At 35.4% G+C, this 13,839-nt stretch carries 14 protein-coding genes and 1 tRNA gene; 7 read left to right on the plus strand and 8 right to left on the minus strand.

Going from position 1 to position 13,839, the window contains the following annotated elements; translation table 11 throughout:
- The first annotated feature begins 133 nt into the window (after nt 1–133).
- The 6 genes from pyrH (at nt 134) to Q0874_RS15045 (ending at nt 7,962) form a co-directional block, all read left to right on the plus strand.
- Entirely contained in the window at nt 134–841 is a 708-nt protein-coding gene (gene pyrH / locus Q0874_RS15020) for a UMP kinase (RefSeq protein WP_299164338.1), read from the plus strand.
- 39 nt (nt 842–880) lie between these two features.
- The gene (gene frr / locus Q0874_RS15025) at nt 881–1,435 is read left to right on the plus strand and encodes a ribosome recycling factor (RefSeq protein ID WP_299164339.1); all 555 of its coding nucleotides are present in this window, start codon (nt 881–883) and stop codon (nt 1,433–1,435) included.
- A gap of 469 nt (nt 1,436–1,904) precedes the next feature.
- Nucleotides 1,905–4,307, plus strand: coding sequence for an MMPL family transporter (locus Q0874_RS15030; protein ID WP_299164340.1), 2,403 nt, complete (start codon nt 1,905–1,907; stop codon nt 4,305–4,307).
- A 96-nt stretch (nt 4,308–4,403) separates the two neighbouring features.
- The gene (gene asnS / locus Q0874_RS15035; RefSeq protein ID WP_299164341.1) at nt 4,404–5,837 is read left to right on the plus strand and encodes an asparagine--tRNA ligase; all 1,434 of its coding nucleotides are present in this window, start codon (nt 4,404–4,406) and stop codon (nt 5,835–5,837) included.
- A gap of 62 nt (nt 5,838–5,899) precedes the next feature.
- Nucleotides 5,900–7,357 carry an RNA polymerase factor sigma-54 gene (gene rpoN / locus Q0874_RS15040; protein WP_299164342.1) on the plus strand — a complete coding sequence of 486 codons (1,458 nt, stop codon included), beginning with the start codon at nt 5,900–5,902 and terminating at the stop codon, nt 7,355–7,357.
- On the plus strand, nt 7,357–7,962 hold the full coding sequence (locus tag Q0874_RS15045; RefSeq protein ID WP_299164343.1) for a hypothetical protein: 606 nt from the start codon (nt 7,357–7,359) through the stop codon (nt 7,960–7,962). Before rpoN ends, Q0874_RS15045 begins: the two co-directional genes overlap by 1 nt.
- Before the next feature lie 2 nt (nt 7,963–7,964).
- Here the strand turns inward: Q0874_RS15045 and Q0874_RS15050 are convergent, their stop codons facing one another.
- The 8 genes from Q0874_RS15050 to Q0874_RS15085 all read right to left on the minus strand — a co-directional run bounded on the left by Q0874_RS15050 (nt 7,965) and on the right by Q0874_RS15085 (nt 13,339).
- Complete coding sequence (locus tag Q0874_RS15050) at nt 7,965–8,648, minus strand: porin family protein (RefSeq protein WP_299164344.1); 684 nt, start codon at nt 8,646–8,648, stop codon at nt 7,965–7,967.
- Nucleotides 8,649–8,755: 107 nt separating this feature from the next.
- Nucleotides 8,756–9,238: a biopolymer transporter ExbD gene (locus tag Q0874_RS15055; RefSeq protein ID WP_299164345.1), complete on the minus strand. Its 483-nt coding sequence runs from the start codon at nt 9,236–9,238 to the stop codon at nt 8,756–8,758.
- A gap of 20 nt (nt 9,239–9,258) precedes the next feature.
- On the minus strand, nt 9,259–9,867 hold the full coding sequence (locus Q0874_RS15060; RefSeq protein ID WP_299164346.1) for a biopolymer transporter ExbD: 609 nt from the start codon (nt 9,865–9,867) through the stop codon (nt 9,259–9,261).
- A gap of 13 nt (nt 9,868–9,880) precedes the next feature.
- Nucleotides 9,881–10,324, minus strand: a complete 444-nt coding sequence (locus tag Q0874_RS15065; protein ID WP_299164347.1) for a hypothetical protein — start codon at nt 10,322–10,324, stop codon at nt 9,881–9,883.
- A 24-nt stretch (nt 10,325–10,348) separates the two neighbouring features.
- Nucleotides 10,349–11,134, minus strand: coding sequence for a MotA/TolQ/ExbB proton channel family protein (locus tag Q0874_RS15070; protein ID WP_299164348.1), 786 nt, complete (start codon nt 11,132–11,134; stop codon nt 10,349–10,351).
- A 187-nt stretch (nt 11,135–11,321) separates the two neighbouring features.
- Nucleotides 11,322–11,412: transfer RNA gene (locus Q0874_RS15075), tRNA-Ser, on the minus strand.
- A gap of 69 nt (nt 11,413–11,481) precedes the next feature.
- Nucleotides 11,482–12,510: an asparaginase gene (locus tag Q0874_RS15080; protein ID WP_299164349.1), complete on the minus strand. Its 1,029-nt coding sequence runs from the start codon at nt 12,508–12,510 to the stop codon at nt 11,482–11,484.
- 61 nt (nt 12,511–12,571) lie between these two features.
- A complete protein-coding gene (locus tag Q0874_RS15085; RefSeq protein ID WP_299164350.1) occupies nt 12,572–13,339 on the minus strand; it encodes a TatD family hydrolase in 768 nt (255 codons plus the stop codon).
- Nucleotides 13,340–13,379: 40 nt separating this feature from the next.
- Here Q0874_RS15085 and Q0874_RS15090 point away from each other — a divergent pair, with 40 nt between their 5' ends.
- Nucleotides 13,380–13,826, plus strand: a complete 447-nt coding sequence (locus Q0874_RS15090) for a retropepsin-like aspartic protease (protein WP_299164351.1) — start codon at nt 13,380–13,382, stop codon at nt 13,824–13,826.
- Nucleotides 13,827–13,839 lie beyond the last annotated feature (13 nt).

A 13,839-nucleotide genomic window follows, 5' to 3' on the forward strand; every position in this document is an offset into this window, starting at 1 on the left:
AAAAACAAGATTATTAAAATTAATCTAGATCATACGAGTTATTAGGAAATAATTAAGATGATCATTAAACCTTAACGAAGAGTTCCCATAAATATTTTTGATTATTTTTGTTTCCAAATCAGGTAAAGACAATATGTTATACAAACGAATACTTCTTAAACTCAGTGGTGAAGCACTAATGGGCAACAAGCAATACGGGATAGATGCGATGAGACTGGCGGCCTATGCAAAAGAAATTAAGGAAGTCGTAGACCTGGGGGTTGAAGTAGCAATTGTCATTGGGGGAGGAAATATTTTTAGGGGACTTGCCGGTGCAAGTAACGGCATGGATAGGGTTCAAGCGGATCATATGGGGATGTTGGCAACAGTCATCAATGGTTTGGCATTACAGAGTGCTTTGGAACACAATGGGGTACAAACAAGATTACAATCTGCTATAAAGATCAACGAAGTTGCGGAACCTTTTATCAGAAGGAGAGCAATGCGCCATTTAGAAAAAGGACGGGTAGTTATTTTTGGGGGAGGTACCGGAAACCCATATTTCACTACAGATTCTGCTGCAGTTTTAAGAGCCATTGAAGTTGAAGCTGACGTTATTTTAAAAGGCACTAGAGTTGATGGTATTTATACCAGTGATCCTGAAAAAGACAAAACGGCTACCAAATTCGATACTATTAGCTTTAATGATGTACTAACCAAAGGGTTAAAAGTAATGGATACTACTGCTTTTACACTTAGTCAGGAAAACAATCTTCCAATTGTTGTTTTTGATATGAACAAAAAAGGCAATCTTATGAAAATAGTATCAGGTGAAAATATTGGAACAGTAGTAGATCTTTAGTTTGGTATAATTTGTATAAATAGGTTATAAAAATTTGTTATGGACGAAGATGTTAAATTTATTTTGGAGGCCACCAAAGAAAGCATGGACGGTGCTATATTACATTTGGAAAAGGCATTAGTAAAAATTAGAGCAGGGAAAGCTAACCCCGCCATGTTATCGTCGGTAATGGTGGAGTATTATGGCTCACAGACTCCCTTGTCTCAGGTGTCAAATATAAATACTCCTGATGCACGAACACTTTCTGTTCAACCCTGGGAGAAAAATATGCTGTCCGAAATAGAAACAGCTATTATGAATGCCAACCTTGGTTTTAATCCTATGAATAATGGAGAGGTGGTCATTATTAATGTTCCTCCTCTAACTGAAGAAAGAAGAATACAATTAGTAAAGCAGGCGAAAGCGGAAGCGGAAGAAGCTAAAATAAGTGTTCGTAGTGCAAGGCAGGAAGCTAATAAAGAAATAAAAAACCTGGGGATATCTGAAGATCTTGAAAAAAATGCGGAAATTGATATTCAGGAAATGACTAACACTTACACAGAAACAATAGACAACATACTTCATGTAAAGGAAGCAGAGATTATGAAAGTCTAATTCTTTATTTCACCAGATGTTTACCGGAAGTTTATGGCGTATTAACCTTAAGCTATGGGCTAAAGTCTTTTAAGAAGTAAAATCTATCCTTCAAAATAAATTGCTATAATGGCTATTACCACGATAATAGCACAAAGGACTATCAATACCCGATATAGTATAATGGCAATTCTACTATAGTTTTTCTCATCAGACATAGTATCATTTCGTTAAACCCTTTTTATTTTAATGGCGTTTTTTAATTTGTGATTTTATTTCTCCTCAATTTACATAAATTCTTAAGCAAATAATACTTTGTGCTACGTATGATTGTGCTCACTATTTTATAGGGCGTTTCTAGGTACAGTCCTGCTTGTTTTCTACCTTTGCCGCGATCAAAAAACACAATAGTAAATAAAGATTGTCCTAATTGAATTGGTCATCAGACCTAAGTGTTCTTAAGAAACACATTCAATTCTTAAATAATAGTATGGTTGCGAAGATTACAAAAGGATTTTGGGGAAAGGCTGCAAGAATTATTCTTAGAAACAGAATTCTTATCCTGGTTGCAATTACTGGTATCACTGTTTTCCTTGGTTTTCAATGGAAGAATATGCAATTTTCTACTTCTGAGGCGAATCTACTCCCCGATGATCACCCGCTGAATATTGCTTATGAAGATTTTCTTGAAAAATTTGGTGAAGAGGGAAATACCATTGCTTTTGCCATTAAAGACAGTTTACTTTATGAAGTTGAAAATTTTAACAGATGGAACAGATTAAGTAAACAATTGGCTGCTTTTCCCGAAGTGGACTATGTTGTATCTGTAGATAATCTTAAGGAACTTATACGAGACAAAGAAGAACAGCAATTTATTCTGCGTCCATTAATTCAGCAGACCCCGCTCAATAATATTGAAGTGGATAGTCTAACCGAATATATGTTGAATAATTTACCTTTTTATGATAACCTGTTATATAATAAAAAAACAAGAACCATAAGAACACTTGTCTATATGGACAAGGATATTGTAAACACTCCTGTTCGGAAAGATTTTATTTTAAAAGACCTTCATACACTAATAAAAGATTTTGAAAAGGAAACCAAAATGGATGTTCGGGTATCGGGGATGCCCTATATACGAACAATGAACACTCAACATATTATTGATGAAATAGGGATATTCATTGCAGCAGCTCTTATTGTTACCTCCTTAATTTTCTTTTTCTTTTTCCGCAGTGTACGAGCAACGCTAATTTCCATGTGTGTAGTGCTAATTGGAGTTATGTGGGCCTTTGGTATACTTGGGCTCTTAAAATATGAAATTACGGTTCTAACAGCGTTAATTCCACCTCTCATCATAGTAATTGGGATTCCTAATTGCATTTTTCTAATCAATAAATACCAACAGGAAGTCAAAAAACATGGAAATCAGGCTTTATCCTTAAAAAGAGTAATATCAAAAATTGGTAACGCAACACTCATGACCAACGTGACTACCGCATGTGGTTTTGCAACCTTTATTATAACAGACAGTAAACTTTTGACCGAGTTTGGTATAGTGGCATCCATAAATATACTATGCATCTTTATGCTTTCAATACTTATTATACCAATCGTGTATAGTTTTATGTACCCTCCAAAAACAAAACATCTGAAACACCTCAACAAAAAATGGATAGATGGTTTTGTAAACTGGATGGAGCATATAGTACGGGAAAAAAGGATAACTATTTATTCCATCTCTTTGATAGCACTAATAATTAGCATTATTGGGATTTATCAAATTAAAATTTCCGGAAATCTTGTTGAAGATATGCCTAAAAACACAGGCTTTTATAAAGACATCCAATTTTTTGATGAAGAGTTTAACGGAATCATGCCCATTGAAATTGTTATAGATACAGAAAGGAAAAAAGGGGTGTTAAAACCTGTTACACTGAAAAAAATGAATGAGTTGGGGGAAATGATTGAAGAGACCCCTGAATTATCCAAACCCATATCCGTTGTTAATTTAGTAAAGTATTCCAAGCAGGCTTTTTATAGCGGGATTCCTAAATATTATCAATTACCCACTTCTCAGGAATACAATTTTATTATGGATGTAGCCCGAAAATCTCAGGGTAATGAAGGGTTAATTGAAAATTTTGTCGACAGCACTGGGCAGGTTGCCAGGATTACCACTTTCATCAAAGATGTACCGACAGACAGAATGGAAGAAATTGAAAAATCGATGCTAGATGAAATCAAGAAGATTTTTCCGGCCGATCGTTTTAATGTTTATGTGACCGGAAAAGCATTACTTTTTTTAAAAGGTACTAAATATTTAGTAAAGAATTTAGTGCTTTCTTTATCCCTTGCTGTTGGTTTAATAGCTCTATTTATGGCTTATTTATTTCGTTCTTTCAGAATGATCGTTATTTCTTTAATTCCAAATCTATTACCCCTGGCTATTACTGCAGGTATTATGGGTTTTGTAGGTGTGCCCATTAAACCTTCAACGATATTAGTTTTTAGTATCGCATTTGGGATTTCAGTAGATGACACCATTCACTTTCTGGCGAAATACAGGCAAGAACTGACTGCTAACCATTGGCGAATTCAAAAATCGGTTTATGCCGCCTTGCGCGAGACCGGCGTTAGTATGTTTTATACTTCTATTGTCCTTTTCTTTGGCTTTTCGGTATTTACAATTTCGAGTTTTGGGGGAACTGTAGCTCTGGGTGCATTGGTTTCTGCTACATTGCTCTTTGCCATGTTAGCAAATTTAATTTTGCTTCCTTCACTTCTTCTTTCATTGGAACGGAGTATTGCAAACAAAGAAGTGCTCAAAAAACCTCAAATAGATATTCTTCCCAAGGAAGAACTACCCAGAAGTGGCTTGGAAAATTAAGTTGTAGGTTCACGCCAGGTATTTTATAAACGGTTTAAAGCTAAATATTTTTACCAAAAAGTTATCTTTGACATTCAAATTCAGAATTGATCTCATATGAAATCATACAGCATTAATGAGCTACTTCAGTTACCGCCTTTAAAACAGGAGGTAGAAGTAAATGGATGGGTCAAAACATTTAGAAGCAATCGTTTTATCGCTTTAAATGATGGCTCCACCATTAACAATATCCAATGTGTGGTTGATTTTGAACAATTCAATGAAGACTTACTAAAGAAAATTGCAACAGGTGCTGCTTTGAAAATAAAGGGTGTCTTGGTGGAAAGCTTGGGAAAAGGACAAAACGTTGAGATACAAGCACATGAAATCTTTGTTCATGGCGTATCTGACCCGGATAGTTATCCTATTCAACCCAAAAAGCATTCAATGGAATTTTTACGGGAACAGGCCCATTTGAGGATACGCACGAATACCTTTGCAGCCGTTATGCGTGTCAGATCTGCCCTCTCATTTGCGATTCATTCTTACTTCCGACAAAACGGTTTTTATTATTTTCATGCCCCAATAATTACAGGTTCAGATGCAGAAGGAGCAGGTGAAATGTTTAGAGTTAGTACACTGGATCCAAAAACCCCGCCATTGACAGATAATGGAGAGGTGAATTATAAAGAAGATTTTTTTGGTAAGGAAACGAATCTAACGGTCTCAGGGCAGCTCGAAGCCGAAGCCTACGCCATGGGATTGGGCAAGGTATATACATTTGGTCCCACTTTTAGGGCAGAAAATTCCAATACTTCAAGACATCTCGCAGAGTTTTGGATGATTGAACCTGAAATGGCTTTTTATGATCTTACTGATAATATGGATCTGGCAGAAGATTTCATTAAAAATATCATTTCTTATCTGTTAGAAAACTGTGAAGAAGATTTGGCATTCCTTGAAAAAAGGCTTCTCGATGAAGAAAAAACAAAGCCTATGGCCGAACGAAGTGAAATGGGGTTAATAGAAAGGTTGAAATTTGTAGTGGATAATGATTTTAAAAGAATTACGTATACTGAAGCAATCGAAATATTAAGGAATAGCAAGCCAAACAAAAAGAAAAAATTTCAATACCAAATTGACGAATGGGGTGCAGATTTACAAAGTGAGCACGAGCGCTATTTAGTAGAAAAACATTTTAAATGCCCAGTTATTTTATTTGATTATCCTGCTAAAATAAAGGCGTTTTATATGCGTTTAAATGAAGACGGCAAAACGGTACGAGCCATGGATATTCTATTCCCGGGAATCGGAGAGATAGTAGGTGGGTCTCAGCGTGAAGAACGACTGGACGTCTTAAAGGAAAAAATGGCCGCTTTAGGGATCGATGAAAAAGAACTTTGGTGGTATCTAGATCTAAGGAAATTTGGAACTGCGGTTCATAGTGGATTTGGACTCGGTTTTGAACGAATGGTACAATTTGTTACCGGAATGGGTAATATAAGAGATGTGATTCCTTTTCCAAGAACACCGCAAAATGCAGAGTTTTAAAGCCTAAGTCGTTACATCATATTAATTCTTTAACTTTATAGATAGGAAAAGAATATAAGCTTATGCTCAGACAACATTTACAGTTTAAATTATCGCAAAAGCTATCTCCTCAACAGATTCAGTTGATGAAGCTTATTCAGCTTCCTACACAGGCATTTGAACAGCGAATAAATCAGGAACTTGAGGAAAATCCGGCCTTAGAAAGTGGCAAAGAAGAAAAAAGTTCATTAGATGAAGATTTTAGTGAAGACTATGAAGGGGAATCAGATAGTGAAAGCATAGGTGCAGAAGATATTAATATTGATGATTATTTAAGTGATGATGAAGTGCCTGATTATAAGACAAGGGCCAATAATTATAGCCCGGATGATGATGAAAAGAGCATTCCTTATGCGGCCGGGATCTCGTTCAATCAATACCTAATTAATCAATTAAATACAGTATATCTTAATGACCTTGAATGGGCCATTGCCGAATTTTTAGTAGGTAGTGTCGATGAGAGTGGTTATATACGAAGACCTTTAGCTGATATTGCAGACGATTTGGCGTTTACCCAAAACATCCATTGCGAAGAGGCGGATATTGAAAGGGTTTTAAAAATAGTCCAGGAATTGGATCCACCTGGCGTTGCTGCAAGAACATTAGATGAGTGTCTTATTCTTCAGCTTAAACGAAAAGAGAGAACACCAAATATTGAATTAGCCATCAACATTCTGGATAAATCCTTTGAGCAGTTTACCAAAAAGCATTATAAAAAACTGCTACAGAAATACGATATAAAGGAAGATGAGTTAAAAGAAGCTGTATCAGAAATTGAAAAATTAAACCCTAAGCCAGGTGGATCTTATGCTGGTAGTAATAAGGTTATTGAACATATTGTTCCGGATTTTTCTATTAAGATAGTGGATGGAGAACTGGAATTGACCTTAAATGGAAGAAATGCTCCTGAACTACATATCTCGAATGAGTATAGTAATATGTTAGCTGGTTATAAAAGTGCTAAGGATAAGTCCAAGTCACAAAAAGATGCTGTAATGTTCATCAAACAGAAGTTAGATTCTGCAAAGTGGTTTATAGATGCTATAAAACAGCGGCAACAAACACTCTATATCACCATGAATGCAATAATGCAATATCAAAAAGAATACTTTCTTAGCGGTGATGAACGCAAATTGCGACCAATGATCTTAAAAGATATTGCAGATGCTATTCATATGGATGTATCCACAGTATCACGAGTAGCCAATAGTAAATACGTTGATACTCCCTATGGCACCAAATTAATAAAAGAATATTTCTCCGAATCAATGAAGAATGAAGAAGGGGAAGATGTCTCAACTAGGGAAATCAAGAGTATATTGGAGACTGTAATAAGCGATGAAGAAAAGAAAAAACCACTCACAGATGATAAATTGGCGGCCTTGTTAAAAGACAAGGGATATCCAATTGCCAGGCGAACCGTAGCTAAGTACAGAGAACAATTGGGTATCCCTGTAGCGCGTCTTAGAAAGCAGATTTAATGAAACTGTTTTTCAAGATAATTTCTCATTTATTCCATCCCATTTTTGTGCCTATTGCCGGCACCATTACTTATTTTGTTATAACCCCGAAATACAGCCCGCTTGAACTTCAAAGTGGCAACATATTACCAATTTTCATACTTACTATCATCATTCCGATTATTAGCTTTTTTATTTTGAAAAACCTGGGAGTTGTACGTTCAATTTTTTTACCGGGCACAAATGAACGCAAATATCCTTTGATGATTCAAATTGCCCTACTCCTTATGATAATAATAAAGGTAATCCCCAATAATTACACCCTTGAAGTGTATTTTTTCTTTGTAGGCTTACTCAGTGCTACTATGGCCTGCCTTTTTTTGATTTTTTTTAAATTTAAAACCAGTTTACATATGGTGGGTATGGGCAGTTATCTTATGTTTTTAATAGCCCTAAGCATTCATTTTGAAATTAATATAATTATTGCCATAAGCCTTTTTACCCTCTTAACGGGAATTCTAGCTACCGCCAGGCTCTATCTGAATAGGCACAGCAGAGCAGAAGTATTAATAGGTTTTCTAATTGGATTTGGGTCCCAATTATTGACTATCAAATTCTGGTTATAGCTTTATAAAATATAAAAGATAATTCCAATTCTTAAGGGTCGGAATTCAATTGAATCTCCCTCAACGGTGCTTACACCATCGTTAAACAAATTACTTAATGCATAATAAGCATGCACATTAAAGGTACTATAGCCCAAATTAAGCATTACACCATATCTAAAATTACGGATATCGGAGTTATTAAAAGAAATCTTTGCTGAATTAGAGACAAACTTGGATCTACTACCTACAATATAACCCAATTTCATTCCTGCGTAAACTCGCCAAAATTTGTATACACTTGGGGTGGATGTGCGCCATCTTAATTCTATGGGCATTTCTATCACATGTGTATCTAATTTATTACGCTTATAGGATACATCAGAATCAAGTACGGTATATTCCAGACCACTCACAGTTTCATTAACAAACAAGTTCGTATAATACGTATTATATGCATAACCAAGACCGACACCAATTCCAAAATTTCTTCGACTGTTTAAGGGAATATCCTTTATAAAGCCGCCTTCTAATCCATAAGAAAAATTTCCCTGAGTAACTCCTTCAGGTTTATTCAGTATCAAGTTATACGTTATACCAAGATAAAATTGATCTTCCAGGTATTTAAGATCCTCAACCTCAGGATTCTCCTGTGCCCAAAGAGTTATCGTGAAACCTAAAATTAAAAATGGTAGATAGCGCTTCATATTAAATTAAAGGTAAATAATAAACGAAACCAAGCGTAAAAAAAAAAGCGCTTCAAAATATATTTTGAAGCGCTTTTTACAATTATATAAGTATGAAAGTTAATTCTTTACTGCAAATTTCTAAAAGCATCACCCTCATAAGTTGTATAATTAACCTTTAGAGCGTTTACTTTTCGTAACTCTTGTTTTATATCCGATATAAGACCCATATTGGCATCTTTATCCACTTTAAGAGCCGTAGTTAAAACATTCTGCAGTTCCTGAGATTTTTTAGCTCTTTCCTGCAAAATAAAATCTCCAACTTCTGAAACGTTTGCAAATTTATCATTCAGTTGTATTTTTGGTTCAGTACCAAAAACCTTTTGATATTCTCGAGTGGGTTTACCCACATAGATGTACAATACCCTATCCTTTTTTTCCAACTTCTTTACCTCACTGGCATTTGGCAAGGTATTCTGAACCATTAACGAGCTGTCTTTCATTACGGTTACCGTCATAAAAAAGAACAATAGCATAAAAACAATATCTGGCAAGGATGCCGTAGATACTGCGGGTAAATCCCCATCTTTTTTCTTATTAAATTTTGCCATAATTATAACTTAACTCCCGGTTAATTACTAGTTGATGTTTCTGCTTCGGACAATTTTTGAGGAAATATTTCCTGTATTCTTTGAACCTTTTCCTTTAAATCTTCCCTAATACTAGATGGTGTTTCGGGATTTAGAAACTCAGATTCCATTTCCGTAAAATCTCTTCCAAAAAGACGTTGTGCTTCTCTATTTCGAAGATCATTGTAGGCACCCACCAACTCATTTTGCACCGTTATATAAGTGCCATACTTGGTTTCTCGATCATTTTTTAGAGATATAATTGCCTTTGTTGGATTATCTGAAGAACTGGCATCCCTTTTACCCTTACAGTAATTGCAACTACCATCACCTCCATTATCTAAAAATGCTATAGCTCTCGCTCTAAGCTGTTTAAGATCCAGCAACTCTTCTTCTACCAGCAACTGACCATTTTTATTGATATTAACCGTAAAAATATTCTTTTGCTTAATGACAACATCGGTGTCTGGCGGCTCCATCGGCGGAAGCATCCTGTCTAACCCCGCATCTGTTTCAATAGTAGTAGTTACTAAGAAAAAAATGAGCAGTAAGAAGGCTATATCTGCCATAGATCCTGCATTAACTTCTGGTGGTCCTCCTCTTCTAGGCATAGTTTAAATGTTTTTATTTGTTTGTCATATTCTTAAATGCTCCCAAGGACATAGCTACAAGAGCTATAAGGACAAGGAGAAAAAACATATTGAGACCAGTCCCAATTCTTCTTATCGTAGTTTCTGAAGTTGCAATACCCCTGTTGGCCATTTCTTCAATACTGACGTCCGTGCCACTTGCAAGAACATAAGAAATGATAACAACCACTATAAAGCCACCAATAACCATAAGGGTTTTTTTCAGACTTTGAGGATTTGCAAATAAACTCTTTAGCGTAAATAATAGACTCACAGCCACTGCAATTGCCAATAGAAGATAGGTTATAATGAACATAAAATTCATAGCCCCACTTTCTACTGCTTCTGAAGCAGGAACATCTCTTCCTGGCAGTTGATACCATAGTATCGCAGATAACGCTCCTAAAACAACCAATACTATTTTAACTATTTTATTCATAATATTTATTATTTAGTGTGCGATTTATTTTTTGTGGTCTACCAACATATCGATCAAAGTGATCGACGAATCTTCCATGTCATTTACAATACTATCTATTTTAGCGATAATATAATTATAAAATATTTGAAGAATAATAGCCGTTATCAGACCAAAAACCGTGGTTAATAACGCAACCTGAATATCCCCTGCAATTAATGAGGCACTAAGGTTACCAACCGCACTAATCTTTTGGAAGGCCTGGATCATACCAATAACCGTTCCCATGAACCCTAACATAGGTGCAATAGCTATAAATAAGGATAACCAGGAAACGTTTTTCTCTAATTGTCCCATCTGAACACCACCGTAAGCGACAACTGCTTTTTCAGCTGATTCAATACTTTCACCTGCTCTATCTAAGCCCTGGTAATAAATAGAAGCAACCGGTCCTTTTGTATTTCTACATACCTCTTTTGCAGCTTCGATACCTCCTGAAGCAAGAGCATCTTCTACTTGTTGTTTTAATTTTGTAGTATTGGTGCTTGCCATATTCAAATAAATGATTCTTTCAATAGCAACAGCCAAACCTAAAATCAAACATAAGAGAACAATCCCCATAAAACCAGCTCCACCTTGAATAAACTGCTCTTTTAAAACCTGGGTAAAACCTTTGGTTGATTCATCCATAGCCTCGTCCTGAAGCATTATTGTAGCCGTAGCCACAGTTGTAGATAAATTAGAAACTATTGCGTTCGCTTTTGCGCTTACCGTATTTGTGCTTAGAACAAATAACCCGGCCATGGCCAGGATCGAGAATAATCTTTTCATTTCTTTCAAACTTAAATTTAGTTAGTTAATAGGGTTAAAGATAAAAAAAAAATACAATTAAAAAATTAAAACTTCGTACTATTAGAAGGCTGATGCTATTGAATTTCCCAATTCCTTCTTATTAGGAATAAAAAAGATGAATTTAACTTCTTTATAAACCTAAAGTAAAATACTAATTTATTATTAATGGCAGAGAGGAAGGGATTCGAACCCTCGATACACTTTTGGTGTATACACACTTTCCAGGCGTGCGCCTTCGACCACTCGGCCACCTCTCTATCCTGTAAATAACAGGGCGAGCAATTAACAAAAAAAAAACTGGTTTAAAAAACTTTAACCACTTAATTTTAGGTCAATTCTCCTCGCAGTGATGTTTCAAAAATTGTTCTAAACGATTTATGTGAAACACCACTACCTAAAAGGTACATAAGTTTGGTAATTGCCGCTTCAGAGGTGATATCACCTCCATCGATAAGTTGTAATTTCTTAAGCTCTTCACTCGTACTATATCTACCCATAATTACTGAACCCCCTGAGCACTGAGTAACATTGACAATATGCAATCCTTTTTTTATAGCTTCCTTGAGATCTGACAACAACCAATCATCGGTAGGTGCATTGCCTGCACCATATGTTTCAAAAACCAAGGCTTTTAAATTTGGCGTGTTCAATATTGCCCCTAACAATTCCCGCCTAAAACCTGGGAAAAGTTTAAAAATTGCAACGTTGGTATCCATCATTTTATGGACCGTTAACTTTTTATTCTTCTGATTTTTTAAAAGATAATTTTGATTGATCTTTAAATGAACCCCTGATTCCGCCAGAGCAGGGAAATTCAATGATGTGAATGCCTCAAAGTGTTCCGCATTAATTTTAGTAGTTCTGTTCGCGCGGTATAATTTATATTCAAAATACAGACATACCTCCTGTATTACCGCTTGGTTATTTTCTTGCAAGGCAGCTATTTGAATAGAAGTGATAAGATTTTCCTTAGCGTCTGTGCGAAGATCCCCGATAGGCAATTGTGAACCTGTAAAAATTACAGGTTTAGAAAGGTTTTCGAGCATATAACTCAAAGCAGATGAAGAATAACTCATGGTATCACTGCCCTGAAGAACAACAAAACCGTCATATCTATCGTAATGCTTCTCAATTATGGTAGCTATAGAAACCCAATGTGAAGGGTCCATATTGGAAGAATCAATTGGTTTTTTAAATGATATACTTTCAATTTTACACTCCAACTGACTTAATTCAGGAATATTACTTACTAGTTTATTAAAATCAAAAGCTTTTAAGGTTCCTGAAGGGTAGTCTTTAATCATTCCTATGGTGCCTCCAGTATAGATAAGTAATATGCTAACTTTTTTGCTCATTCAGCTAAGTGATTTTATGTTTTATACTATTATGGAATATATGTTTAAAAGTTAAAAAGTACTATACCCCAAATACCTCTTTTGAATTCTGTGTTGTAATATTTGCAATCACTTTTTCATCCTGATCATAGATCTGTGAGAGTTTTTTTAATACCTGTAGTAAATATACACTTTCATTGCGTTTACCTCTATAAGGTGCAGGTGCGAGATAAGGGCTATCTGTTTCCAGTACAATATGATTCAAGTCAATCTTGTTTAAAAATGTATCAATTTTTCCGTTTTTAAAGGTAACTACTCCCCCTATTCCCAACTTCATATTATAACCTAATGCTCTTTTAGCTTGTTCTTCAGTACCAGTAAAACAGTGAAATATCCCAAAAAGATCTTCTCCCTTTTCCTCTTCGAGCACCTCAAAAATTTCGTCGAAAGAATCCCTGCAATGAATTACTATAGGTAAGCCATACTTTTTCGCCAGGTGTATTTGACATTTAAATGCCTCAAGTTGTTCGTTTAAATAAGTCTTATCCCAATAGAGATCTATTCCTATCTCGCCTACGGCATAGAAAGGCCTTTTTGATAACATATGTTCAACATGCATGAGCTCTTCTTTAAAATTCTCTTTTACATGAGTCGGGTGTAAACCCATCATCAGAAACATGTTTTTGGGGTATTGCAGTTCAAGGTCCAACATTGATTTGGTATAGGAAGAATCAATAGACGGAATGAAAAAGCGTTCAATTCCGTGGTCAATGGCATTTTGTATAACCGAATCTCTATCCTCATCAAAGGCTTCACTATATAAATGGGTGTGCGTATCTGTAATAATCATAGAGCAAAAATAGAATTATCTTTGTCAAAAAACATATTGGATGGGCAATCTGAAAAAAGTTTTAAAGAATAAAGGATATTCTAAAATTCCCCTGATTATAACAGGTACCAATCATTTGGAGATTAATGCCAGTATTAATGGAATTACCGGGCGTTTTATCTTAGACACGGGTGCATCGAATACTTGTGTTGGAGTTGATAAAGCCAGTTATTTTAAACTTGTTTCAAAGGACTCTAAAATTAAAGCAGCTGGTGCTGGCGCTACCGATATGGAAACACTGGTTTCAACAAAAAATAAAATCGCCATTGGTGGTTGGAAAAAAGAAAAGCAAAAGATAGTTGTGTTTGACCTGGTTCACGTAAATGAAGCTCTCAAAGCACACAAGTCTCTACCGGTTGACGGGATTATAGGGGCAGATATTCTAATAAAATGCAAGGCTGTAATTGATTACGCTTCCGGGAATTTATTTTTGAAAAATAAAAAATAACTTTTGTGACTTG

Origin of the sequence: uncultured Eudoraea sp. (genome assembly GCF_947490415.1) — a bacterium.
GTDB lineage: Bacteria > Bacteroidota > Bacteroidia > Flavobacteriales > Flavobacteriaceae > Eudoraea.

What these genes read in the sequence shown, in the direction of transcription:
- Q0874_RS15060 (WP_299164346.1), bottom strand. Translation starts at nt 9,867, where the DNA reads ATGCCTAGAAGAGGAGGACCACCAGAAGTTAATGCAGGATCTATGGCA.
- Q0874_RS15045 (WP_299164343.1), top strand. Translation starts at nt 7,357, where the DNA reads ATGAAACTGTTTTTCAAGATAATTTCTCATTTATTCCATCCCATTTTT.
- Q0874_RS15080 (WP_299164349.1), bottom strand. Translation starts at nt 12,510, where the DNA reads ATGAGCAAAAAAGTTAGCATATTACTTATCTATACTGGAGGCACCATA.
- Q0874_RS15050 (WP_299164344.1), bottom strand. Translation starts at nt 8,648, where the DNA reads ATGAAGCGCTATCTACCATTTTTAATTTTAGGTTTCACGATAACTCTT.
- asnS (WP_299164341.1), top strand. Translation starts at nt 4,404, where the DNA reads ATGAAATCATACAGCATTAATGAGCTACTTCAGTTACCGCCTTTAAAA.
- Q0874_RS15055 (WP_299164345.1), bottom strand. Translation starts at nt 9,238, where the DNA reads ATGGCAAAATTTAATAAGAAAAAAGATGGGGATTTACCCGCAGTATCT.
- frr (WP_299164339.1), top strand. Translation starts at nt 881, where the DNA reads ATGGACGAAGATGTTAAATTTATTTTGGAGGCCACCAAAGAAAGCATG.
- Q0874_RS15085 (WP_299164350.1), bottom strand. Translation starts at nt 13,339, where the DNA reads ATGATTATTACAGATACGCACACCCATTTATATAGTGAAGCCTTTGAT.
- Q0874_RS15065 (WP_299164347.1), bottom strand. Translation starts at nt 10,324, where the DNA reads ATGAATAAAATAGTTAAAATAGTATTGGTTGTTTTAGGAGCGTTATCT.
- Q0874_RS15070 (WP_299164348.1), bottom strand. Translation starts at nt 11,134, where the DNA reads ATGAAAAGATTATTCTCGATCCTGGCCATGGCCGGGTTATTTGTTCTA.
- Q0874_RS15090 (WP_299164351.1), top strand. Translation starts at nt 13,380, where the DNA reads ATGGGCAATCTGAAAAAAGTTTTAAAGAATAAAGGATATTCTAAAATT.
- pyrH (WP_299164338.1), top strand. Translation starts at nt 134, where the DNA reads ATGTTATACAAACGAATACTTCTTAAACTCAGTGGTGAAGCACTAATG.
- Q0874_RS15030 (WP_299164340.1), top strand. Translation starts at nt 1,905, where the DNA reads ATGGTTGCGAAGATTACAAAAGGATTTTGGGGAAAGGCTGCAAGAATT.
- rpoN (WP_299164342.1), top strand. Translation starts at nt 5,900, where the DNA reads ATGCTCAGACAACATTTACAGTTTAAATTATCGCAAAAGCTATCTCCT.